Genomic DNA, 23,025 nt, shown 5'->3' with positions numbered 1-23,025 from the left:
TCAGAGCGGCAGCGAACGTACGCTCTCGAACCGGCGAGTCGTGCCGTCGATCGGATCGGTGAGCTCGAGCTCGGCCGCCAACAGCTGCAGCGGCTTGCTGAAGTCGTCGACCTCGATGTCGTGCACGGTCGGATAGAGCGGGTCGTCGACGATCGGGATGCCGAGGCCGTGCATGTGCAGGCGAAGCTGGTGCGTGCGGCCCGTGCGCGGCGTGAGTCGGTAGACGCCCACGTCGCCGTTCCGTGACTCGAGCTCGATGCGCGTCTCGGCGTTGACCGCGGCGCCGGGGACGACCTCGGCCTGCCAGGTGCCGCGCCGCTTCGCGAGGTGGTCGCGGACGACGACGGGGAGCTCGAGGTCCGGCCGCACCGGCGCGAGGGCGCGGTACGTCTTGCGGACCGCGCCGTCCTGGAACAGCGTCTGGTACGCCCCGCGCCACCGTCGCTCCGTGGCCAGCAGCAGAAGGCCCGAGGTCACCCGGTCGAGTCGGTGCAGCGGCGAGATCTCGGGCAGCCCCAGCTCGTCCCGCAGACGTACGACGACGCTCTGCCGGACGTGGCGGCCACGCGGGATCGTCGACAGGAACGGCGGCTTGTCGACCACGACGAGCCGCTCGTCCTGGTGGATCACGTGGAGCGTGCCCGGCACATCGGCCTCGTCGGGCAGGTCACGGTGGAACCAGACGAACGTGTGCGGTGCGTATGCATGCTCCTCCCGGACCGCCTCGCCGCTGTCGTAGACGAACCGCTCGTCCGCCAGCATCCCCGCGATGTCGACCCGCTCCGGCAGCCGGTCACGCAGCCAGGCGCCCATCGTCGGCCACGGGTCGGGCCTCGGCAGGCCACGGTCGGGCGTACGCACCCATGCAGCGCCGAGCCCGTGGCGCGGCGGCAGTGGGGAGCGAGGAGGCACCTCTCGATGCTACGGGCCGGCTCGATCCGGTCAGGAATCAAGAAGCGCGGCAGGTGTCGCCGTACATACGCTCGCCACACACCCACTCACCGAAGGAGCAGGACCATGACGAAGACCCAGTCGTACGAAGGATTCACCGAGGCCGAGCGCGACGCGATGAAGGAGCGCGCCGCCGAGCTCAAGAAGTCCGCACGTGGAGGCGCGAGCGCCAAGAAGGCGGCCGCCGACGAGCAGGACCTGCGCGACAAGATCGCCGAGATGCCCGAGGCCGACCGGGTCATCGCCGAGACGCTGGACGCGATCGTGCGGGCGGCGGTGCCCGACCTCGCGCCCAAGACCTGGTACGGCATGCCGGCATATGCGCGCGACGGCAAGGTCGTGGTGTTCTTCAAGCCGGCTGCGAAGTTCAAGGTCCGGTACGCGGAGGTCGGCTTCAACGAGTGGGCGCAGCTCGACGACGGTGACATGTGGCCCACCGCGTTCGCCGTGATCGCGATGAATCCGGCTGTCGAGAAGAAGCTCACCGCGCTGGTGAAGAAGGCCGCGGGCTGACTGTCACACGAGCGCGGTCCCGTACGTCAACGGTGCATCTGGATCAATCCTTGCGGAAGGCATCTCATGAGCACATCGCTTGACACCCTTCGCCGTGACTTCAGCGGCGACATCATCGAGCCGGGTCACCCCAACTACGAGCTCGCCAGCCGATCCGTGCTGGTCGCCGGCAGTCCCACGTACGTCCTGCGGCCGGCCGGCGTGGCCGACGTGCAGTCGGCCGTCAGGTTCGCCGCCGGCACCGGGCTCCCGCTGTCGGTGCGCGGCGGCGGGCACGGCTTCGCCGGATTCGGCACCAACGACGACGGCATCGTGATCGACCTCAGCCGGATCACCGAGATCGAGGTGGTCGACGAGGACCGCCATCACGTCAGGGTCGGTGGCGGTGCGACGTGGGGCCAGGTCGTGGACGCGCTGGCGCCGTACGGGCTGTCGATCTCGTCGGGCGACACCCGCAGCGTCGGCGTCGGCGGCCTCACGCTCGCCGGCGGCATCGGCTGGAAGGTCCGCAAGTACGGCCTCGCGCTCGACAACCTGGTCGCCGCCGAGGTCGTGCTCGCTGACGGTGAGGTCGTCCACGCGAGCGCGCAGTGGAACGCCGACCTGTTCTGGGCGATCCGCGGTGGCGGAGGCAACTTCGGCGTCGTGACGGCCTTCGAGTTCGAGGCGCACGTGACGACCGACGTCTTCTTCGGGCAAATCACCTTCCCGGCGGCCGAGCTGCCGGTGGTCCTGCAGGGCTGGGCCGAGTACCTTCGCGACGCACCCGAGGAGCTCACCTCGAGCGTCGAGTTCGCGAACCCGTTCGCCGGTGGCCCGTCGGCACCAGTGGTGGTCCACGTGGCGTTCGACGGCGACGACGCCGAGCTCGCCGCGCGCGCGATCGACCCGGTTCGCGGGCTCGGCACCGTGCTCGAGGACGATGTCGCACGCATCCCGGCCGCCGACATGCTCGTCGAGGGCATGGTGCCGCCGCCCGGCCTGCAGTTCGTGACCCGAAGTGGCTTCGTCGGCAAGGAGTCGGCGGCGGACGTGCTCGGGATCCTGGCTGAGGTCGGCGCGAAGGAGGGATCGCCGATCATGGCAGTCCGCAGCGTCGGCGGTGCCGTGGCGCGCGTACCCGAGGACGCCACGGCGTACGCACACCGGCAGGCCGACCTGATGTTCGCGACGACAATGGCCGGCCCGCCCCCTGTGCTCGCAGCGGCGCAGCCGGCGTTCGACGCGGTCTGGGCGAGGCTCACCCCTCACGTCAGCGGCGCGTACTCGAACTTCCTGAGCTCAGCCGGCGATGACGACGTCGCCGCGGTCTACCCCGCTGAGACGTACGAGCGGCTCGCCGAGGCCAAGCGCGAGTACGACCCCGGCAACCTGTTCGCCGGCAACCACAACATCCGCCCGTAGGACCCGTTGAGCGTGACGTTCTGCCGCCACGTTTCGGCGTGTCGCCTGCAGAACGTCACGCCCAACGTGGATGCGGCTGGTCAGGCGGGCTGGATGAGGTCCCACGCGTTGCCGTAGAGGTCCTCGAACACCGCCACGGTGCCGTATGCCTCGTGGCGCGGCTCCTCGCGGAACGTCACCTTGGCCTTGCGCATGCGGGTGTGGTCGCGCTCGAAGTCGTCGGTCTCCAGGAAGAACAGCACGACGCCGCCGCCCTGGCGACCCACGGCCGCCCGCTGCTCGTCGGTCTCGGCGAGCTTGAGCACCAGCGCGGCGCCGGAGCTCTCGGGCGGCGCGACCACGACGCGGCGACGGCCGGAGCTGTCGTCGTCCTCGAGCACGTCGAAGCCGAGACCGCCCGCGAAATAGGCCAGGGCCTCGTCGACGTCTCGTACGAGGTAGTTGACCCCGGCGATCGACGGCACGTCAGGACTCCTCGGCCGGTTTGTCTGCCGGGCCGTCGGCGAGCAGGGCCTCGAACCCGGCCTCGTCGAGGATCGGCACCCCCAGCTGCTCCGCCTTGTCGGCCTTGGAGCCGGCCGACTCCCCCACGACGACGTAGTCGGTCTTCTTGGACACCGATCCGGATGCCTTGCCGCCGCGGGCGATGATCGCCTCCTTGACCGAGTCACGGGTGAATCGTTCGAGCGATCCGGTGACGACGATCGTGAGGCCCTCGAGAGTGCGCGGGATCGACTCGTCGCGCTCGTCCCGCATGCGTACGCCAGCCTCCCGCCACTGGCGGACGATGTTGGCGTGCCAGTCGACGGCGAACCACTCGACGACCGCCTCGGCGATCGTGGGGCCGACGCCGTCGACCGCGGAGATGGTCTGGACTGGATCGTCACCGGCCACGACGTCTTCGATCGCCTCCATCGAGGCGAAATGGGTCGCCAGCGCCCGGGCGGCCGTCGGACCGACGTGGCGGATCGACAGCGCCACGAGGACGCGCCAGAGCGGCTGGGTCTTGGCCTTCTCGAGGTTGTCGAGCAGGGCCAGCCCGTTCGCACTGAGCACCCGCCCGTCCGCGCCATCGGCGACCTCGGCCTTCTTGGCCGCGCGCGTGTAGAGCGGCACCTGCAGCAGCTGGGCGGAGTCGAGGGCGAACAGGCCGCCCTCGTCGACCAGCACCCCGGCGTCGAGCAGCGCCGTGGCACCCTCCCAACCGAAGACCTCGATGTCGAACGCTCCGCGGCCGCCGACGTGCGTCAGCCGCTCGCGCAGCTGTGACGGGCACGAGCGGGTGTTGGGACAGCGGATGTCCTTGTCGCCCTCGCGGGCCGGCGCCAGCGGGGTGCCGCACGACGGGCACTCGGTCGGCATGACGAACTCGCGCTCGGAGCCGTCGCGCAACGCGACGACCGGGCCGACGATCTCGGGGATCACGTCACCGGCCTTGCGCAGCACCACCATGTCGCCGATCAGCACGCCCTTGCGCTTGACCTCGTGCTGGTTGTGGAGGGTCGCCATCTCGACGGTCGACCCGGCGACCCGGATGGGTTCCATGACGCCGTAAGGAGTGACCCGGCCCGTGCGGCCGACGTTGACCCGGATGTCGAGGAGGCGGGTGTTGACCTCCTCGGGCGGGTACTTCCACGCGATCGCCCAGCGTGGTGCGCGAGAGGTGGATCCGAGCCGGCGCTGGAGGCCGACCTGGTCGACCTTGACGACCACGCCGTCGATCTCGTGGATGACGTCGTGCCGGTGCTCGCCGTAGTAGTCGATGAACTCCTCGACCGCCTTGAGGTCGGGCAGGACCTTGGCGCGGTCGCTGGTGGGCAGTCCCCACGCCTTGAGCGCGTCGTAGGCCTCGCTCTGCCGCTCGGGGGTGAACCCCTCGCGATAGCCCAGCCCGTGGCACACCATCGACAGCGGGCGGCTGGCCGTGACGGACGAGTCCTTCATGCGCAGCGTGCCGGCAGCCGCGTTGCGGGGGTTGGAGAACGGCGTCTTGCCGGACTCGGCCCAGGCGGCGTTGAACTCCTCGAACTCCTTGGTCGGGAAGAACACCTCGCCGCGCACCTCGACATAGGCCGGGACGGGGTACTTCTTGCTCGCCTCGAGCCGGTGCGGGATCGCGCCGATCGTGCGGACGTTGGCCGTGACGTCCTCGCCGACCCGCCCGTCGCCTCGCGTGACGCCGCGGGTCAGCACGCCGTCCTCGTACGTCAGGGAGATCGCCAGCCCGTCGACCTTGAGCTCGCAGAGGAACTCGGCGTTGTCGACGCCCTCGCGGAGGATGCGCGCGTGCCAGCTCTCGAGCTCCTCGATCGAGAACGCGTTGTCGAGGCTGTAGAGCCGTTCGCGGTGCTCGTAGGCGGCAAACGTCGACGAGATCATGCCGCCGACCTGCTGCGTCGGCGAGTCGGGCGTGCGGAGCTCGGGCAGCTGCTCCTCGAGGCCCTCGAGCTCGCGGATCAGCTGGTCGTAGTCGTAGTCGGAGATGACCGGTGCGTCGTCGCGGTGATAGCGCTGCCGATGCTCCTCGATCGTCTCGGCGAGCTCCTTGTGCCGCTGCCTCAGGTCGTCATCGGTCGCCATGGCTCGACTTTATCGTCGAGCGGTGACACCCGCTGCAGCAGAGAGCCTGTCGCCCTCCTAGTCTCTTCGCATGACGACCGCCCTGATCCTGGTGCCCCTCGCCGTCGTGGCGATCCTCGTGCTCCAACGAGTCATCGTCCGGCACGCGACCCACGCCGGCACGGTCAAACGGGTGCTGGCCGACGGTCAGCCCGCGACCGCCGTCGTCCTCGACACGTACGACACCGGCAACCGGGTCTCCTCGATCTTCCTGATGGTGCGCCTCGACCTGCGCATCGAGGAGGCGCCGGGTGTCGCGGCCTTCGAGACGCAGACGGTCGTGCCGATCAGCCCGGTCAAGCTCGCCGACTTCGCCGTCGGGCGCACCGTCAAGGTGCGGGTCGACCCCGCGACCAAGGACGTCGCGATGGACCAGCCCGTACGCTGATCCGACTCAGCCGGCCGCCACGCGCTGCGCCAGCGACAGCGCCTCGCGGGTCCACGCGGGCGAGGCGCCGGCCAGGCCACAGGTCGGCGTGACGACGAGCCGCTCGGAGTAGGCCTCCTCGTCGAATCCGAAGCGGCCGAAGAACGCCGCGATGCGGGTCACCAGCGCCTTGTCGGTGACGCCGGCGGTGTCGGTCGAGGGGACCACGCCGAGCCACAGGTCGGTGCCCTGCTCGAACGACTCGGCCCACACGTCGTCGGGCCGGGCCAGCGACAGGTCGAACGAGATCGCCGCGAAGCCCGCGCCGGCCAGCAGCTCGACCGGTACGTCCGGCGCACACGAGTGCGCGACGGGGCGTGCGCCGGCGCCCGAGATCGCGTCGGTGACGAGCCGCAGCAGGGCGTCGGCCTCCGGCGGGTGGACGCTGCGGTGGCGTGAGAAGCCACTCGCCGTCGGGATGCCGCCGGTGAGCACCGCCACGATCGACGGCTCGTCGACCTGCACGACGATGTCAGCCTGCGGGAAGCGGCGTCGCCCGTCAGCGACATGCGTACGAAGGCCTTCGGCGAGCGACTCCGCGATCTCCCGCCGTGCGCCGTGATCGGCGAGCATCTTGTCCCCACGCGGGCGCTCCACGGACGCGGCGAGGGTCAGCGGGCCGGTCACCTGCAGCTTGAGCGGGCCCTCGTGCGTACCGGCGAGCTCCTCGGCGACGTCGAGGTCCTGCGCGAGCAACGACCGGGCCCGGCGCTGGTCGGCGCCTTCGCCCACGCCGACGCGCCAGCCGTCGGGCTGCAGGTCGGCGTCGAGACCGTCGAGCACCGCGAGTGTGCGGCCGATCATGCCGGCCTGCACGCCACGCGCGGGCAGCTCCGGGACGTAGACGAAGTCGCCGACCTCACCCATGACGAGTCGCAATGACTCGGCGAAGTCGGTGCCCGGCATCGAGCCGATCCCGGTGGCGGTGCCCATGTGATTCCTTCGTCTGACGTTGGAGCGGTGACTTAGGGCCCAGTCGCGTTGCGGAGCGGTGAGTGAGGGCCCAAGATGATGCGCGCGGTGGGCCCCAAGTCACCGCCCCCGCGAGAGGGTGGACGCTAGCTCACCGCCACGCGGGCTGTACGACTGATGGTGGCCGAGCCGACGACGCGGGTGCCGTCGTAGATGACGCACGCCTGGCCCGGCGCGATGCCACTCGCAGCGTCGTGGAGCTCGACCCGTACGTCTGAGCCCGACACGTGCACCGTCGCGCGGTGCTCGTCACCGTGGGCCCGCAGCTGCACCGTGCAGTCGAGCGAGCCGACAGGAGGCGCCCCGCACCACAGCGGCTTGATGCACTCCAGCGCGTCGACCGCGAGCGACTCCCGCGAACCGACCGTGACGGTACCGCTGACCGGCTCGATGTCGAGCACGAACCGTGGCTTGCCGTCGTCGGCCGGGATGCCGAGCCGCAGCCCGCGTCGCTGGCCGATCGTGAACGCGTACGCCCCGTCGTGCTCCCGCAGCACCGTGCCGTCCTCGTCGACGATCGTGCCCGGCTTGGGGCCGAGCTTCTCGCCGAGCCAGCCCGCGTTGTCGCCGTCGGGGATGAAACAGATGTCGTGGCTGTCGGGCTTGGTCGCGACCTGGATGCCGCGGCGTGCGGCCTCGGCGCGGACGACGTCCTTGGTCGTGTTGCCGAGCGGGAACAGCGAGTGCGCCAGCTGCTGCTGCGTGAGCACGCCCAGCACGTACGACTGGTCCTTGCCCATGTCGATCGCCCGGTGCATTTGAACTTGTCCATCGGCCGAGGTCTCGAGCTGCGCGTAGTGCCCGGTCGCGACCGCGTCGAACCCGAGCGCGAGAGCCCGGTCGAGCACGGCGGCGAACTTGATCTTCTCGTTGCAGCGCAGGCACGGGTTGGGCGTACGTCCGGCGGTGTACTCGGCGATGAAGTCGTCGACGACGTTGTCGGCGAACTCCTCGCTCATGTCCCAGACGTAGAACGGGATGCCCAGCTGGTCGGCGGCGCGGCGGGCGTCGCCGGCGTCCTCGATCGAGCAGCAGCCGCGAGCGCCCGAACGGTAGGACCGCGGGTTGCGGCTGAGGGCGAGGTGTACACCGGTGACGTCGTGACCGGCGTCAACGGCTCGCGCGGCGGCGACGGCGGAGTCGACGCCGCCGGACATGGCGGCGATGACCCTCACGACGCGCCCCTGACGAGCGAGGCCTTCTGGGCGCGCTGGTGCACCGCCGGGAGGGCCTCGAGGAGACGATCGACATCGGCCTCGGTCGACGTGTGGCCGAGGCTGAACCGCAGCGAACCGCGGGCCGCGACGTCGTCATAGCCCATCGCGAGCAGCACGTGGCTGGGCTGGGGTACGCCCGCGGCGCAGGCCGATCCCGTCGAGCACTCGATGCCCTGGGCGTCGAGCAGCATCAGCATCGCGTCGCCCTCGCAGCCGGGGAAGGTCACGTGCGCGATGTTGGGCAGCCGGTGGTCGGGTCCGGGCTCGGGGTCGCCGTTGATGATCGCGTCAGGGATGACCCGGACGATGCCCTCGACGAGCCGGCGGCGCAGTCCTTCGATGCGCTCGACCGTCTCGGCCTGCCGGGCGACCGTGACGTCGACCGCAGCGGCGAACGCGGCGATCAGCGGGACGCTGAGCGTGCCGGAGCGCAGGTCGCGCTCCTGGCCGCCGCCGTGCAGCAGCGGGGTCGCCTCGAGCTCGCGGCGGATCAGCAGCGCGCCGACCCCCACCGGGCCGCCGAGCTTGTGCGCCGTGATCGTCATGGCGTCGAGCTGGCTCGCACCGAAGTCGAGAGGTACGTAGCCGGCGGCCTGCACGGCGTCGCTGTGCACGGGGATGTCGTGCTCACGGGCGATCCGTACGACGTCGGCGACGGGCTGGATCGTGCCCATCTCGTTGTTGGCCCACATCGTCGTGACGACCGAGACCGTCGTCGGGTCACGCTCGACACCGGCCCGCAGCTCGTCGACGAGGATGCGGCCCGTGGCGTCGACCGGCGTCATGTCGATCTCGGCGCCCTCGTGCTTGGCCAGCCAGGTCACCGGGTCGAGCAGCGCGTGGTGCTCGATCGAGCTGAAGACGATGCGGTTGCGGGCCGGGTCCTGCGCACGGCGCGCCCAGTAGAGCCCCTTGATCGCGAGGTTGTTGGCCTCGGTGCCGCCGGACGTGAACACGACCTCGCTGGGCCGCGCGCCGAACCTCTCGGCGATCAGCTCGCGCGCCTCCTCGACAGTGCGGCGGGCGCCGCGGCCGGAGGCATGCAGCGACGACGCATTGCCCGTGCGGGCGAGCTCCTCGGCCATCACCGCGATCGCCTCAGGGACCATCGGCGTCGTCGCCGCATGGTCGAAGTAGGCCACCTGCTCAGAGTTGTTCATCGCTCAACCAGCGTAGCCCTGCGACACAGGACACACCGTGTCCGTACGGACGAGGACCGGCGCCACCCCAGAGGGTGACGCCGGTCCCGTGCCGCTCGTGCGGGCTAGTTGCCGCCCTCCTTGAGCGTCACGTCGATCGGCTTGTAGCCCTTCCCGTCGACGTCGACGCCGTCGGCCTTGAGCTCCTTGAGCGCTGCCTCGACGTACGTGTTGGAGTACGCCGACGCCGGCGGCGGCTTGGAGATGATCGTCGCGCCGGTCTCGTTCTTGGTGCCGAGCGCGATGTCGACGGTCTGCTTCCAGGCCGCCTCGTCGACCATGCCGACACCGTGCGTCGACGGCCAGATCAGCTTGTTGACCTCGTTGGTCATCCACAGCTGGTGGCTCTCGCCGAGCTGCGAACCGGCGGCCGTCACGATCTTGGCCGCTTCCTCCGGGTTGTCCCGTGCGTAGACCCAGCCCTTGATCGAGGCCTTGATGAACTTGGTCGTCTGGTCCGCGTACGCCTTCTCCTTCAGCTTGTCCGTCTGCGCCCAGATCGCGTCCTGCAGCATCGCCGTGCCGACGTCGTTCCAGTCGATGACGTTGAGGTCCTCCGGCGTGTAGAGCTTGCCGGTCTTGGGGTTCTTGGTCTCCAGCACCTGGGCGTACTCGTTGTACGTCATGGCCTGGGCCGCGTCGATGTCGCCGGCGAGGAAGCCGTTCATGTCGAACGCCTGCTGGACGAGCTTGACGTCCTTGACCCCCACGCTGTCCTTCTGCATGCCGGCGAACAGCTCCCACTCGTTGCCGAAGCCCCAGCTGCCGACCTTCTTGTCCTTGAGGTCGGCCGGGCTCGTGATGCCCTTGTCCTTGAACGAGATCTGTGTCGTCGCGCTGCGCTCGAAGATCTGGGCGACGTCGGTGATCTTGGCGCCCTTCTCGATCGAGCCGAGGACCTTGGGGACCCACGAGATCGCGTAGTCCACGTCGCCGGCCGACAGCACGTCCTGCGGGACGATGTCGGCACCGCCCTCGACGATCTCGACGTCGAGTCCCTCGTCCTTGTAGTAGCCCTGGTCGACCGCCGCGTAGTAGCCGGCGAACTGTGCCTGGGGCACCCATTGCAGCTGCAGCTTGACCTTCGTCAGGTCACCGCTCGCTGAGTCGCCGTCACTGTCGCTCCCGCCCCCGCAGGCGCTCAGGACCAGCGATGCCGCAGCCACCATGGCGGCGACCCTTGCCCACTTCCGCATGTTGCGCTTCATCGATTCTCCTTGTTGGTGGTGGTGCTGCAGGCCGCCCGTGGGTCACGGGCGGACGATCAGGGGGTGGAACGGTGCCGGGTGAAGAACATCTCGACCGCGAGGGCGGCGCAGTAGAACACCAGGCCCAGCACGATCGCGCCGAACACGTACGCCCAGGCCAGCGCGTAGTTGCTGCTGGCGGCCGACGACGTGATCGACTTGCCGAGGCCGCCGATCGGGCCGCCGAAGTACTCCGCGATGAGGGCGGAGATGACGGCTAGCGACGAGGCGACGCGCAGGCCCGTGAAGACGTACGGGGCCGCGGTCGGCAGGGTCACAGCGAGCTGTTGCTGGCGCGCCGAGGCGGCATAGACGCGCATGAGGTCGCGGTGCACGGGGCGTACCTGGCGCAGGCCGCGCAGGGTGTTGATGTAGACCGGCACGATCACGGCGACCGCGGCCACGATCTGGCGGGCGGTCTCCTTGTCGGCGCCGTACATCGTGTAGAGCACCGGCGCGAGCGCGACGATGGGCATGACCGCGAGGGCCGCGACGAGGGGCGCCACGATCGTGTCGAAGATGCGCCAGACCCCCGCGACGATCGCGCCAAGGATGCCCACCAGCGCACCGACAACGAGTCCGACCAGGGCGTTGAGACCCGTGCTCGCCGAGCCGTCGACGATCGAGCCGGCGTTGCCGCTGATCTCGTGCCAGATGTCGCTCGGTGTCGGCACGATGTACTGCTCGATTCCGAATCCGTCGACGGCGCCCTGCCACAGCGCGAGCATGGCCGCACCGAGCAGGATCGGCGCGAGGATCGTGCGGTACGCCGATCCGCGTGCGAGCGCCCGCTCCGGAATTGTGGCGGTCGTCGTGCTCATCGGCTGTCGACCCCTCGCGCTCCGGTGACGGGTACGCCGTGCAGCGCCTCGCGCACCTTGGCGACCGCCCGGAAGAACGCCTCGTCCTCACGCAGCGAGTCGTCGCGCTCGGCCGGTCCGCCGAGGCTGACGTCGATGACGTCGGTGATCCGGCCGGGGCGGGGCGACATGACGACCACACGGTCGGACAGGAAGACCGCCTCGGGGATCGAGTGCGTCACGAACACGACCGCGGCCTGCGTCTCGGCGCAGATGCGGACGAGCTCGTTCTGCATGCGCTCCCGGGTCATCTCGTCGAGCGCGCCGAACGGCTCGTCCATCAGCAGCAGCTTGGGGCTCTCGGCCAGGGCACGAGCGATCGCGACGCGCTGCTGCATGCCGCCGGAGAGCTGGTCGGGGTAGTGCCCGGCGAAGTCGGCCAGCCCGATCAGCTCGAGCAGCTCCTTGACCCGGCCCTTGCGCTCCGACCGGCCGGCGCCGTGGAGTGCGAGGGGCAGCTCGATGTTGCCCGTGACGGTCTTCCACGGCAGCAGTCCGGCCTGCTGGAACGCGATGCCGTAGTCCTGGTCGACGCGCGCCTGACGGGCCGGCTTGCCGAAGACACTGAGCTCGCCCGAGGTCGGGGTGTCGAGGTCGGCGATGAGTCGCAGCAGCGTGCTCTTGCCGCATCCACTCGGGCCGATCAGCGACACGAACTCCCCCGGAGCGACGGTCAGGTCGACCGACTCGAGCGCGGTGACCGACGCGCCCTTGCGACCGCCGAACGTACGGCTGACGCCGCTGACTTGCACTGCTTGGCTGCTGGTCACGCTGGGATCTCCGAACGTCGATAGGGCTTGAGGGCGAGGCCGAGCAGGCCGACGAAGGCGGCGGCGACGAGGCCGACCGCGATCGCGGCGAAGATCGGCGCCCAGGGCTTGGCCGGGTCACTGCTGGCCGACTGGGCGTACTCGATGATCAGGCGGCCCACGCCGCCGCGCAGGCCGATCGACACCTCGGCGACGACCGTGCCGATGACGGCCGAGGCGGCGGCGAGCCGCAGGGCGGGGATGAGGAACGGCACGCTCGCCGGCAGCCGCAGGCTGAACAGGGTGCGCCACCAGCCGATGCCGTACGTGTGCATGAGGTCGACGTGCGTGGCGTCGGGCGCCTTGAGCCCGCGCAGCACGCCGACGGCGACCGGGAAGAACGCGAGGTAGGCCGCGATGACCGCGACCGAGTGCTCGCTCTGCCACTCGAACCCGCCGATGGTGATCTGCGAGCCCCAACGGCGTACGAGCGGGGCGATCGCGATGAGCGGCACGGTCTGGCTCAGCACGATCCACGGCAGGACCGCCGCCTCCGCGATCGTGAAGCGCTGCATGACGAGCGCGAGGACGAACCCCACGACGACCCCGATGATCCAGCCGAACGCGGCGATCTTGAGGGTGAACAGCCCGGCGTCGAGGACGGTCTGCCACATCGTGTCGCCGCCGACCGTGCCGATGACCGGGTCGGAGAGTCGCGAGACCATGTCCCACACGTGCGGCATCGCGGTCTCGGTCGACCGCGGCAGCACCGTCGTGCCGCCGATCACGACGCCGGTGTCGGGTGCGAGCGCCTTGTAGCCCTCCCACACCGCCACGACCGCGGCGATGCCGAGAGCACCGAGAGCCAGCCGCCCCAGCGGCGCGGAACGTCGGGTCATCAGGCCTTGGCCGTCACGTGCTCGCGGATCTCCGGGATGATCGACTCGCCGTAGACCCGCAGCGTCTCCTCCTTGTTGTCGTGCTGGAGGTAGCCCGCGAACTGAGTCACACCGATGTCCTTGAGCGCCTTGAGCTTCGCGATGTGGTCGTCCACAGTGCCGAGGACGCAGAAGCGGTCGACGATCTCGTCGGGCACGAACTCGGTGTGCGTGTTGCCGGCCCGGCCGTGCTCGTTGTAGTCGTAGCCCTCGCGACCCTTGATGTAGTCGGTGAGCGCCTGCGGGACCTGGGCATCCTCGCCGTACTTGGCCACGATGTCGGCCACGTGGTTGCCGACCATGCCGCCGAACCAGCGGCACTGCTCGCGCATATGCTCCCAGTCGTCGCCGACGTACATCGGCCCCGCGATGCAGAACGACAGGGACTCGGGATCGCGCCCCACGTTGGCGGCGGCTTCCTTGACCGTCTTGATCATCCAGGACGCGATGTCGACGTCGGCGAGCTGCAGGATGAAGCCGTCGCCGACCTCACCGGCGGCCTTGAGGGCCATCGGTCCGTATGCCGCGATCCACACCTCGAGCGACGTGTTGGTCGTCCATGGGAACCGCAGTGTCGAGCCCTTGTAGTCGACCGCCCGACCGTTGCCGAGCTCGCGGATCACATGCGTCGCGTCGCGCACTTCCTTGAGCGTCGACGGCTTGCCGTTGGTCACGCGGACGGCCGAGTCGCCGCGACCGATGCCGCAGACGGTGCGGTTGCCGTACATCTCGTTGAGCGTCGCGAACACCGACGCCGTGACGGTCCAGTCGCGCGTCGCCGGGTTGGTGACCATCGGGCCGACAATGATCCGCTTGGTCTCGGCGAGGATCGCGCTGTAGATGACGTACGGCTCCTGCCACAGCAGGTGGCTGTCGAACGTCCACACGTAGTCGAAGCCGTGCGCCTCGGAGAGCTTGGCGAGCTGCACCGTGCGCCACGCGGGCGGGTTGGTCTGGAGGACGACACCGAAATCCATGATCAGCCTTCTTCTAGATGAGGTACTGCGAGAGATCGCGCTTGACGAATTGACCATGACCCTTGGTGCCGACGTACGTGTTGTCGTCCACGACGACCGTGCCCCGCGACATGACGGTGTCGACGTGCCCGTCGATCTCGAAGCCCTCCCACGCGGAGTAGTCCATGTTCATGTGGTGGGTCTTCTCGTAGCCGATCGACGTGTGGCCGTTGGGGTCGTAGATGACGATGTCGGCGTCGGCGCCCGGGGCGATGACGCCCTTCTTGCCGTAGAGGCCGAACATCCGCGCCGGCGTGGTCGAGGTGATCTCGACCCAGCGCTCGAGCGTGATCTGCCCGCTGACGACGCCCTGGTACATCAGGTCCATGCGGTGCTCGACCGAGCCGATGCCGTTGGGGATCTTGGAGAAGTCACCGAGGCCGAGGTCCTTCTGGTCCTTCATGCAGAACGGGCAGTGATCCGTCGAGACCATCTGGATGTCGTTGGTCCGCAGGCTCTGCCACATGTGGTCCTGATGACCCTCTGCCCGTGAGCGCAGCGGCGTCGAGCAGACCCATTTCGCGCCCTCGAAGCTGCCCCACGTGTCGCCCTGCGCGCCGAGCTGCTCCTCGAGCGACAGGTAGAGGTACTGCGGGCAGGTCTCGCCGAACACGTTCTGCCCGTTGTCGCGGGCGGCGGCAAGCTGCTCGACGGCCTGCTTGGCGCTGACGTGCACGACGTACAGGGGCGCGCCGGTGAGGTTGGCGAGCATGATCGCGCGGTGCGTCGCCTCCTCCTCCATCTGCCACGCGCGGGCGACGCCGTGGTAGTACGGGTCGGTCTTGCCCTGCGCCAGCAGTTGCTCGACGAGGACGTCGATCGCCGGTCCGTTCTCGGCGTGCATCATCGTCATGAGGCCGGTCTCGGCCGACGTCTGCATCGCGCGCAGGATCTGCGCGTCGTCGGAGTAGAACACCCCGGGATAGGCCATGAACAGCTTGAAGCTCGTGATGCCCTCGTCGACCAGGCCGTCCATCGCCTTGAGCGAGTCGGCGTTGACGCCGCCGATGATCTGGTGGAAGCCGTAGTCGATCGCGCAGTTGCCGCGCGCCTTGTCGTGCCACGTCGCGAGTCCGTCCATGACCTGCTGCCCGTATGTCTGCACGGCGAAGTCGATGATCATCGTCGTGCCGCCCCAGGCCGCGGCCCGGGTGCCGGTCTCGAACGTGTCGGAGGCCGCGGTGCCGCCGAAGGGCAGCTCCATGTGTGTGTGCGCATCGATCCCGCCGGGGATCACGTACTTGCCGGTCGCGTCGATCACGGTGTCGACGGTGCTCGCGAGGTCGCTGCCCAGCAGCGTCGATCCGGGCGCCAGCACGCCGACGATGACCTCGCCGTCGACCAGGACGTCAGCCGCCGAGCGCCCGGTCGCCGTGACGACCGTCCCTCCGGTGATGAGTGTCGTTGCCATCGTTCCTCCTCAGGGCTTGGGGATCGACGTGTAGGAGTCGGGACGGCGGTCGCGATAGAACTGCCAGTCGTCGCGCATCTCCTGCACCATGTCCATCTCGAGGTCGCGGACGAGGATCTCCTCGTCGGTGCCCGAGCCGCGCTCGCCGACGAAGTTGCCGCGGGGGTCGATGACCTGGCTCGTGCCGTAGAAGTCGACGGCGAGCTCGCCGTACTCGTTGTCCTCACGGCCCACGCGGTTGGGCTGGAGCACGAAGTAGCCGTTGGCGACCGCCGCGCACGGACCCTCGACCTCCCACAGGCGGTTGGACAGCCCGGGCTTGGTGGCGTTGGGGTTGAAGACCATGTGGGCGCCGTTGAGGCCCAGCTCGCGCCAGCCCTCCGGGAAGTGCCGGTCGTAACAGATGTACATGCCGATCTTGCCGACCGACGTGTCGAAGACCGGGTAGCCCAGGTTGCCTGGACGGAAGTAGAACTTCTCATAGAACCGGTCGAGGTGCGGGAGGTGGTGCTTGCGGTACTTGCCGAGGATCGTGCCGTCAGCCTCGACGATCACCGAGGTGTTGTAGTAGACGCCGGTGATGTCCTCCTCGTAGATCGGCAGGATCATGACCATCGACAGCTCCTTGGCGAGCGCCGCGAAGCGCTGCACGATGGGGCCGTCCGCGGGCTCGGCGTAGCGGTAGTACTTCTTGTCCTCGGTGATGCCGAAGTAGGGACCGTAGAACAGCTCCTGGAAGCAGATGACCTGCGCGCCGTCCGCCTTGGCGTCGCGCGCGAACTGCTCGTGCTTGTCGAGCATCGACTCCTTGTCGCCCGTCCACGTCGTCTGCGTGATCGCGGCTCTGATGACCGTCACTTGGCTCCCTCTCGCTTGTGGTCCAGATCACAGACCGTCGTAAGTCGCTCACTCTAAGCAGGGTGAACGTGGCCCGTCCAGAGATTCAATGGCACAAACGTTTCATTGGAGTGATTATTTGTAACGTTCGTATGAACGCGGTCCGGGCGTCAGCGAGCGTGGTCGTGAGCCAGCATCGCGACGCCCAGCGACAGCTGCGACGAGGGATCGTCGAGGCGTACGCCGAGGACCTTCTCGATCTGCGCGAGCTTGGCGTAGAGGGCCGGCCGGCTGCGGTGCGACGTGCGGGCGAGCCGCGACTTGTTGCCCCCTGCGGCGAGGAACTGGCGGAGCAGCTCGAGCAGTCCCCCGCCGTGCCTGGCCTCGTACGCCAATAGGGGGTCGAGCTCGGCCTCGACGAACGACTGCACGCGCGGGTCGTCGTGGAGCTGGGCTATGAGCCCGTGCAGCCGGATGTCGGCCTGACGGAAGTAGGCCGGTCCCGGCACCAGTGCCTCGTGGGCGACCCGGGCGACGTGCTGCGCGGTGCGCAGCGAGCGGCTGGCCGACAGCAGGTCCGCCTCGGCGGAGCCGACACCGATCGTGACCCGTGCCAGGCCGGGGTCGAGACGCATGGCGTCGGCGAATGCGGTGAGCACCGCATCCGCGGTCGACCGCCCGGGCACGGCCAGCAGCAGGACCATCTGGTCGTCGCCGACCACACCGGCGATCGCCGACTGCCGCGAGACCGTCAGGGCCCTCGCCACCCGCTCACCCAGGCGGCGCTGCGCTCGGTGTGCGCCCGCAGCCTCGTCGGCCGGCACGTCGGCCTGGACGGCTGCACCGACGTACGAGCTGCCGGGTCCGAGCCCGAGTGCCCGCGCGCGGGTGACAGCGGTCGCCTCGTCGCCCAGTCGCCCGTCGAGCAGCTCGCTGAGGAAGCCGCCCTGGGCCTGGAGCTGCACGGACTGCTGGTCGCGCTCGATCATCCGGGAGAGCTCGACGGCCTGGGCCACGCGCTCCACGAGCATCCCGAGGCGCTGCTGGTCCGCCGCTGGATTGGGGACGACCAGGCGACCCCACTCGTGGCCATGCGTGCCCACGACGGTGGTCAGCCAGCCCTCGAGCCCGCCGAGTCCGGTGCCCTCGCGCCGCGGGCACAGGCGCGAGCGCCGCTCCCAGTCGGCGAGCAGGCCTTCGGCCGGCCGGCCGATGGCGTGGAAGGCCACGACGCGACGGTTGAGGTCCTCCAGCACCATCGACGAGCCGGCCATCTCGGCCCCGGCGCGTACGAGCTCCTCGATGCCCGCACCCTCGAGGCTCAACGCCGTGAACGTCTCGTGCACGTCCTGCGCGAAGCGTACGAAGTCGAAGCGGTCCGCGACGATGCCGCGGTGCACCTCCTCGGTGATCAGCACGAACCGCGCCTGGCGGTGCAGGACCACGAGGGGAAAGTCCGCGGACCGGGCGAGCTCGAGTGCGGCGGCCGGCACCGACGGGAGCTGGTCGCCGAGCTCGACGATGAGGCCCGCGGCGCCTGCCGCCATGAGCGCCGCCACATAGTCGGCGGCCTCGGCCTCGGTGCCACGCATCGCGAGGCCGGTCGACAGCAGCAGCTCGTCACCCTCGAGCAGGTCGGCGACCTCGCGCACCTCGCTGACGTGGACCCATCTGACCGGCCGGTCCAGGCGACCGGATCCGCTCAGCACCTCGGGCTGGCCGGCCTGGACAGCGGGCCCGGCGAGAATCGAGCGGATCGTGGGGATCATGCACCGAGTCTAGTTTGACACTGTGTAAAGGATCCAATGAATTCGGCGACAGGTTGCCGGTTGTGGCGAGGCCCCTGACGGCGGAGGATCGACGGCATGAGCGAAAAGAACGTCATCGGCCACTGGCTCGACAACAGCATCCACATCGGCAACTCCGGGCGCTTCGGCGACGTGACCAACCCCGCGACCGGCGAGGTCACCTCGCAGGTCGCCTTCGCCGACGAGACGGATGCCGCGCGCGTCATCGCCTCGGCCAAGGCCGCTGCGCCGGGCTGGGCGTCCGCATCCATCACGACCCGCACCAAGGTGCTGTTCCGCTTCCGCGAGCTGCTCAACGAGCGCAAGGAAGAGCTCGCCGCGATCATCACGTCCGAGCACGGCAAGGTGCTCTCCGATGCCCTCGGCGAGGTCTCGCGTGGCCTCGAGGTCGTCGAGTTCGCCTGCGGGATGCCTCACCTGCTCAAGGGCTCGCACTCCGAGAGCGTCTCGACCGGCGTCGACCTGCACTCCAAGCGCCAGCCGCTCGGCGTCGTGGGCATCATCAGCCCGTTCAACTTCCCGGCCATGGTGCCGATGTGGTTCTACCCGATCGCGATCGGCGCCGGCAACACCGTCGTCGTCAAGCCCAGCGAGAAGGACCCGACCGCCGTGCTGTGGACGGCCGAGCTGTGGAAGGAGGCAGGTCTGCCCGACGGCGTCTTCAACGTGCTGCAGGGCGACAAGGTCGCGGTCGACGCGCTCCTGGACTCCCCCGACGTCAAGTCGATCAGCTTCGTCGGCTCCACCCCGATCGCCCGCTACGTCTACGAGCGCGCGAGCCAGGCCGGCAAGCGCGTGCAGGCCCTGGGTGGCGCCAAGAACCACATGGTGGTCCTGCCCGACGCCGACCTCGACCTGGCCGCAGATGCCGCGGTCAACGCCGGATACGGCTCGGCCGGCGAGCGCTGCATGGCAATCAGCGTCGTCGTCGCCGTCGGCGGGGTCGCCGACGACCTCGTCGACCGGATCGCCTCGCGCACCAAGACCCTGCGCATCGGTGACGGCACCCGCGGCACCGACATGGGACCGCTCGTCACGCTGGCACACCGCGACAAGGTCGCCTCGTTCATCGAGGCCGGCGACGTGGCCGGCGCCAAGCTCGTCATCGACGGCCGCGAGTCCCCGGTCGACGGCGAGGACAACGGCTTCTGGCTCGGCCCCACGCTGTTCGACCACGTCACGTCCGAGATGAGCATCTACACCGAGGAGATCTTCGGCCCGGTGCTCAGCGTCGTGCGCGCCGAGACGTACGACGAGGCGGTCGAGCTGATCAACGCCAACCCGTACGGCAACGGCGTCGCGATCTTCACCAAGAACGGCGGCGCCGCCCGCAAGTTCGAGGTCGAGGTCGAGGTCGGCATGATCGGCGTCAACGTCCCGATCCCCGTGCCGATGGCCTACTACTCGTTCGGCGGCTGGAAGAACTCGCTGTTCGGCGACACGCACGCGCACGGCGTCGAGGGCATCCACTTCTTCACGCGTGGCAAGGTGATCACGAGCCGCTGGGCCGACCCCGCGGTGTCACCGTCGGGCGGCCTCGAGCTCGCCTTCCCCACGCACGACTGAGTGACCGCCATCGCCGGTTGAGGTGCGAAGGCCGCCCGCGGCCGTAGCCTCGAAACCTCGCAAGCCGACAACGCAACGATCCAAGGAGTGCCCCGCATGAGCCGCACGTACGACCTCGACCGCGCCCACGTGTTCCACTCCTGGTCCGCACAGGCCGAGATCTCACCCATGGTCATCGCCGGTGCATCCGGCAGCGAGGTGTGGGACGAGGACGGCACGCGCTACCTCGACTTCTCGAGCCAGCTCGTGTTCACCAACATCGGGCACCAGCACCCCAAGGTCGTCGCGGCGATCCAGGAGCAGGCCGCCAAGCTGTGCACGATCGGCCCGCCGTTCGCCAACGACGCCCGGTCCGAGGCGGCGCGGCTCATCGCGGAGCGTACGCCCGACGGTCTCGAGCGGGTCTTCTTCACCAACGGCGGCGCCGACGCCAACGAGCACGCGATCCGCATGGCCCGCCTGCACACCGGGCGGCCCAAGGTCCTGTCGACGTACCGGTCCTACCACGGTGGCACGCAGACCGCGATCAACGTGACGGGCGACCCGCGGCGCTGGGCCAACGACTCGGCGTCGACCGGCACGGTGCACTTCTTCGGTCCGTTCCTCTATCGCTCGGAGTTCCACGCCACGACCGAGGCCGAGGAGTGCGAGCGCGCGCTCCAGCACCTCGACCACGTGATCCGCAACGAGGGTCCGTCGACGATCGCGGCGATCATCCTCGAGACGATCCCCGGCACCGCCGGCATCATGCTGCCGCCGCCGGGCTATCTCGCCGGCGTACGCCGACTGTGCGACGAGCACGGCATCATGCTGATCGCCGACGAGGTCATGAGCGGCTTCGGCCGCACGGGCGCCTGGTTCGCGATCGACCACTTCGACGTCGTGCCGGACCTCATCACGTTCGCCAAGGGGGTCAACTCCGGCTACGTCCCGCTCGGCGGTGTCGTCGTCAGCGACGCGATCGTCGAGACGTTCGCGCATCGCGCCTATCCCGGCGGCCTGACCTACTCCGGCCACCCGCTCGCCGCCGCTGCCGCGGTCGCCACGATCAACACCATGGCCGAGGAGGGCATCGTCGAAAACGCGGCCCGGTTGGGCACCGAGGTCTTCGGGCCCGGGCTCGCCGAGATCGCCGAGCGGCACGCCTGCGTCGGCGAGGTGCGGGGCATCGGTGCGTTCTGGGCCATCGAGCTGGTCGCCGACCCGGAGACGCGTGAACCCCTCGCGCCGTACGGCGGGAGCAGCCCGGCGATGAACGACATCATCGGCGCCTGCAAGAAGGCCGGCATGCTGCCGTTCGCCAACTTCAACCGCATTCACGTCGTACCGCCGTGCATCATCAGTGACGACGAGGTCCGCCGCGGCCTCGAGATCATCGACGACGCCCTGGCATTCGGCGACGCCGTCGTCTGACGCTCAGACCTCGACCCGAACCTCTGATCGCCGCTCGAGGTGCCGTACGGCGGGTGAGCACAGCGACAGCAGCGCCGACCCGCCCATCACGGCGGCCACCACGAGGAGCCAGCGGTCGAATCCGACGACCGTGGCGATCGGGCCGGTGACGGCGAGCCCGATCGGCCGGGCGACGTACGAACCCAGGATGTCGAACGAGTAGACGCGCGCCAGCTTGTCCTCGGCGACGTTCTGCTGGATCGACAGGTCCCAGTTGACGCTGAAGATCTCGAGACCGAAGCCGTGCAGGAATGCGCCGAGCAGGAGCAACGGCAGGTGGTCCGACAACGCCATCGCCAGGGGGAATGCCGCGGTGAGCGCCAGCAGTGCGGTGCCCACGAACAGCCCGCGTCGCGGCCGCCACCTCAGGGTCACCAGGCCTCCGATGATGAAGCCGAGCATCAGTGCTCCCAGCGCCCAGCCCCAGGCCGACCGGCCCAGGCTGTCCCCCACCACGATCGGGCCGAGCACGCCCTGCGCGCCGCCGTAGAACAGGTGATAGAGCAGCGCCTGGCCGATCAGCAGCCACAGCCAGGTGTGCCGGAACACCTCCGCGAAGCCGGCGCCCAGATCGCCCAGCAGTGAGGGCGACTTCTCGATGGCGACCAGCGGGACGCGGATCAGCCCGAAGCACAATGCGGCGATCGCGAAGGTCGCGGCATCGATCGCGATGGCCCAGCCCGAACCGAACACGGCCACGAGCGTGCCGGCGCCGGAGAACCCGATGACCATCGCACCGTTCTGGAGCAGCCGACGGATGGCCACCGCCCGGGGCAGCTCCTCGGACGGGACGGTCTGCCGGGTCAGTGCCGAGGATGACGGCCCGCTGAGGGCGCCGAGGACCCCGTTGACGACTCCCCCGACGGCCAGCAGCGGAATCGTGGCCCAGCCGGCAATCAGCGCGATGGCAACGAAGGCCTGAGCCAGGGCGGCGGCCGTGGCCGAGCCCTGCAGCATCAGCTGGCGCGGCAGCCGGTCGCCGAGGACTCCGCCCGCGAGCACCGTGACCACCTCGGCTGCCGCGAACGCGGCGACGACCAGCCCCAGGTCCGTCGCGGAACCACCGAGGTCGAGCACGGCGAACGCCAGTGCCACAGGAGTGATCGCGTTGCCGAGCGCGCTGACCGCGGCACCGGCGACGAGATGGCGATACGCCGGATGGGCGAGCGGCCCCGAGCGGAGGATCTGCACGTTCATACGCCAAAAGTAATTCGCCAGCGAACTATTCGTCAACTAAGTAGATGGCGGTCGAACGGGATAGCATTCCGGCATGGCCGAGAGCGACTGGACCGACCGGCACGTGGCGCGGTGGCGCGATCACTGGGTCGACGTGCCGTTCGACGACGACGTCGAGGGTGTGGTCGTCCGCATCGGTCGACTGCAGCGCTACCTCAAGGGCACGATGCAGCGGGCGGTGACCGAGGTGGGGCTGCAGGACTTCGAGTACGAGACCCTGCACTCGCTCATGATTCGCGACACCCCCGGCACCGCCTCCCCTACCGACCTCGCCGACGAGCTCGGCGTGTCAGGTGCCGGCATGACCGGACGGCTCGACAAGCTCGAGCAGGCGGGGTGGGTGCAGCGGACCGCGGCGCCGGACGACAGGCGTCGGGTCGTCGTCGAGATCACCAAGGCAGGTGCCGACATCTGGCGCCAGGCCATGGCGCTCCGCGGCTCGCAGGAGGAGGAGATGGTGGCGGTGCTGACGCCCAACGAGCGCACCACGATCAACCGACTGCTCAAGAAGATGACGCTGCACGTGGAGTCCCTGGACACCGAGACGCCGTCCGGCAAGCCCTAACGTCTATACGAAAAACAGGGACGTCAGGCTCTCTCCAA

At 69.4% G+C, this 23,025-nt stretch carries 21 protein-coding genes; 6 read left to right on the top strand and 15 right to left on the bottom strand.

The genetic code is table 11. The annotated features are described in order from the left end of the window. Positions 1-813, bottom strand: a complete 813-nt coding sequence (locus BOSE46_RS03685) for a pseudouridine synthase (RefSeq protein ID WP_201299547.1) — start codon at positions 811-813, stop codon at positions 1-3. Between the two features lie 204 nt (positions 814-1,017). Here BOSE46_RS03685 and BOSE46_RS03680 point away from each other — a divergent pair, with 204 nt between their 5' ends. Beyond that, positions 1,018-1,464, top strand: a complete 447-nt coding sequence (locus BOSE46_RS03680) for an iron chaperone (RefSeq protein WP_159538359.1) — start codon at positions 1,018-1,020, stop codon at positions 1,462-1,464. A 66-nt stretch (positions 1,465-1,530) separates the two neighbouring features. After that, on the top strand, positions 1,531-2,868 hold the full coding sequence (locus BOSE46_RS03675) for an FAD-binding oxidoreductase (RefSeq protein ID WP_159538357.1): 1,338 nt from the start codon (positions 1,531-1,533) through the stop codon (positions 2,866-2,868). An 80-nt stretch (positions 2,869-2,948) separates the two neighbouring features. Here the strand turns inward: BOSE46_RS03675 and BOSE46_RS03670 are convergent, their stop codons facing one another. After that, positions 2,949-3,332: a VOC family protein gene (locus tag BOSE46_RS03670; protein WP_159538355.1), complete on the bottom strand. Its 384-nt coding sequence runs from the start codon at positions 3,330-3,332 to the stop codon at positions 2,949-2,951. Position 3,333: 1 nt separating this feature from the next. Continuing rightward, positions 3,334-5,448 (bottom strand): NAD-dependent DNA ligase LigA, encoded by a 2,115-nt coding sequence (gene ligA / locus BOSE46_RS03665; RefSeq protein WP_159538353.1) that lies wholly within the window; start codon positions 5,446-5,448, stop codon positions 3,334-3,336. A 70-nt stretch (positions 5,449-5,518) separates the two neighbouring features. Between ligA and BOSE46_RS03660 the strand changes: the two genes are divergently transcribed. Beyond that, positions 5,519-5,875: a DUF4381 domain-containing protein gene (locus tag BOSE46_RS03660; protein ID WP_159538351.1), complete on the top strand. Its 357-nt coding sequence runs from the start codon at positions 5,519-5,521 to the stop codon at positions 5,873-5,875. A 6-nt stretch (positions 5,876-5,881) separates the two neighbouring features. Here the strand turns inward: BOSE46_RS03660 and BOSE46_RS03655 are convergent, their stop codons facing one another. The 11 genes from BOSE46_RS03655 to BOSE46_RS03605 all read right to left on the bottom strand — a co-directional run bounded on the left by BOSE46_RS03655 (position 5,882) and on the right by BOSE46_RS03605 (position 18,129). Continuing rightward, the gene (locus BOSE46_RS03655) at positions 5,882-6,847 is read right to left on the bottom strand and encodes a methionine synthase (RefSeq protein WP_159538349.1); all 966 of its coding nucleotides are present in this window, start codon (positions 6,845-6,847) and stop codon (positions 5,882-5,884) included. 125 nt (positions 6,848-6,972) lie between these two features. Next, positions 6,973-8,061, bottom strand: coding sequence for a tRNA 2-thiouridine(34) synthase MnmA (gene mnmA, locus BOSE46_RS03650; protein ID WP_236551605.1), 1,089 nt, complete (start codon positions 8,059-8,061; stop codon positions 6,973-6,975). Then, positions 8,058-9,263 carry a cysteine desulfurase family protein gene (locus BOSE46_RS03645; RefSeq protein WP_201299508.1) on the bottom strand — a complete coding sequence of 402 codons (1,206 nt, stop codon included), beginning with the start codon at positions 9,261-9,263 and terminating at the stop codon, positions 8,058-8,060. The genes mnmA and BOSE46_RS03645 overlap by 4 nt, the downstream gene beginning before the upstream one ends. Positions 9,264-9,367: 104 nt before the next feature. Next, the gene (locus BOSE46_RS03640) at positions 9,368-10,510 is read right to left on the bottom strand and encodes an ABC transporter substrate-binding protein (protein WP_159538347.1); all 1,143 of its coding nucleotides are present in this window, start codon (positions 10,508-10,510) and stop codon (positions 9,368-9,370) included. Between the two features lie 56 nt (positions 10,511-10,566). Next, entirely contained in the window at positions 10,567-11,370 is an 804-nt protein-coding gene (locus BOSE46_RS03635) for an ABC transporter permease (protein ID WP_159538345.1), read from the bottom strand. Then, positions 11,367-12,179 (bottom strand): ABC transporter ATP-binding protein, encoded by an 813-nt coding sequence (locus tag BOSE46_RS03630; protein WP_159538343.1) that lies wholly within the window; start codon positions 12,177-12,179, stop codon positions 11,367-11,369. Before BOSE46_RS03630 ends, BOSE46_RS03635 begins: the two co-directional genes overlap by 4 nt. Continuing rightward, entirely contained in the window at positions 12,176-13,057 is an 882-nt protein-coding gene (locus BOSE46_RS03625) for an ABC transporter permease (protein WP_159538341.1), read from the bottom strand. The genes BOSE46_RS03630 and BOSE46_RS03625 overlap by 4 nt, the downstream gene beginning before the upstream one ends. Further along, complete coding sequence (locus BOSE46_RS03620) at positions 13,057-14,073, bottom strand: TIGR03842 family LLM class F420-dependent oxidoreductase (protein WP_159538339.1); 1,017 nt, start codon at positions 14,071-14,073, stop codon at positions 13,057-13,059. The genes BOSE46_RS03625 and BOSE46_RS03620 overlap by 1 nt, the downstream gene beginning before the upstream one ends. Positions 14,074-14,086: 13 nt before the next feature. After that, positions 14,087-15,523, bottom strand: coding sequence for a dihydropyrimidinase (gene hydA, locus BOSE46_RS03615; RefSeq protein WP_159538337.1), 1,437 nt, complete (start codon positions 15,521-15,523; stop codon positions 14,087-14,089). A 9-nt stretch (positions 15,524-15,532) separates the two neighbouring features. Beyond that, complete coding sequence (locus BOSE46_RS03610) at positions 15,533-16,381, bottom strand: nitrilase-related carbon-nitrogen hydrolase (protein ID WP_159538335.1); 849 nt, start codon at positions 16,379-16,381, stop codon at positions 15,533-15,535. A gap of 149 nt (positions 16,382-16,530) precedes the next feature. Continuing rightward, a complete protein-coding gene (locus BOSE46_RS03605; RefSeq protein ID WP_159538333.1) occupies positions 16,531-18,129 on the bottom strand; it encodes a PucR family transcriptional regulator in 1,599 nt (532 codons plus the stop codon). 96 nt (positions 18,130-18,225) lie between these two features. Between BOSE46_RS03605 and BOSE46_RS03600 the strand changes: the two genes are divergently transcribed. Further along, positions 18,226-19,734, top strand: coding sequence for a CoA-acylating methylmalonate-semialdehyde dehydrogenase (locus BOSE46_RS03600; RefSeq protein WP_159538331.1), 1,509 nt, complete (start codon positions 18,226-18,228; stop codon positions 19,732-19,734). A gap of 96 nt (positions 19,735-19,830) precedes the next feature. Beyond that, entirely contained in the window at positions 19,831-21,147 is a 1,317-nt protein-coding gene (locus BOSE46_RS03595) for an aspartate aminotransferase family protein (RefSeq protein WP_159538329.1), read from the top strand. Between the two features lie 3 nt (positions 21,148-21,150). Here BOSE46_RS03595 and BOSE46_RS03590 read toward each other — a convergent pair whose 3' ends face one another. Beyond that, the gene (locus BOSE46_RS03590; RefSeq protein WP_159538327.1) at positions 21,151-22,383 is read right to left on the bottom strand and encodes an MFS transporter; all 1,233 of its coding nucleotides are present in this window, start codon (positions 22,381-22,383) and stop codon (positions 21,151-21,153) included. A gap of 73 nt (positions 22,384-22,456) precedes the next feature. Here BOSE46_RS03590 and BOSE46_RS03585 point away from each other — a divergent pair, with 73 nt between their 5' ends. Then, positions 22,457-22,987, top strand: coding sequence for a MarR family winged helix-turn-helix transcriptional regulator (locus BOSE46_RS03585; RefSeq protein ID WP_159538325.1), 531 nt, complete (start codon positions 22,457-22,459; stop codon positions 22,985-22,987). The last annotated feature ends 38 nt before the right edge of the window (positions 22,988-23,025 follow it).

Origin of the sequence: Aeromicrobium sp. 9AM, from assembly GCF_902506105.1 — a bacterium.
Classification (GTDB): Bacteria; Actinomycetota; Actinomycetes; order Propionibacteriales; family Nocardioidaceae; genus Aeromicrobium.
The sequence above is the reverse complement of the archived record's forward strand: the minus strand, read 5'-3'. Positions and strand labels throughout refer to the sequence as shown.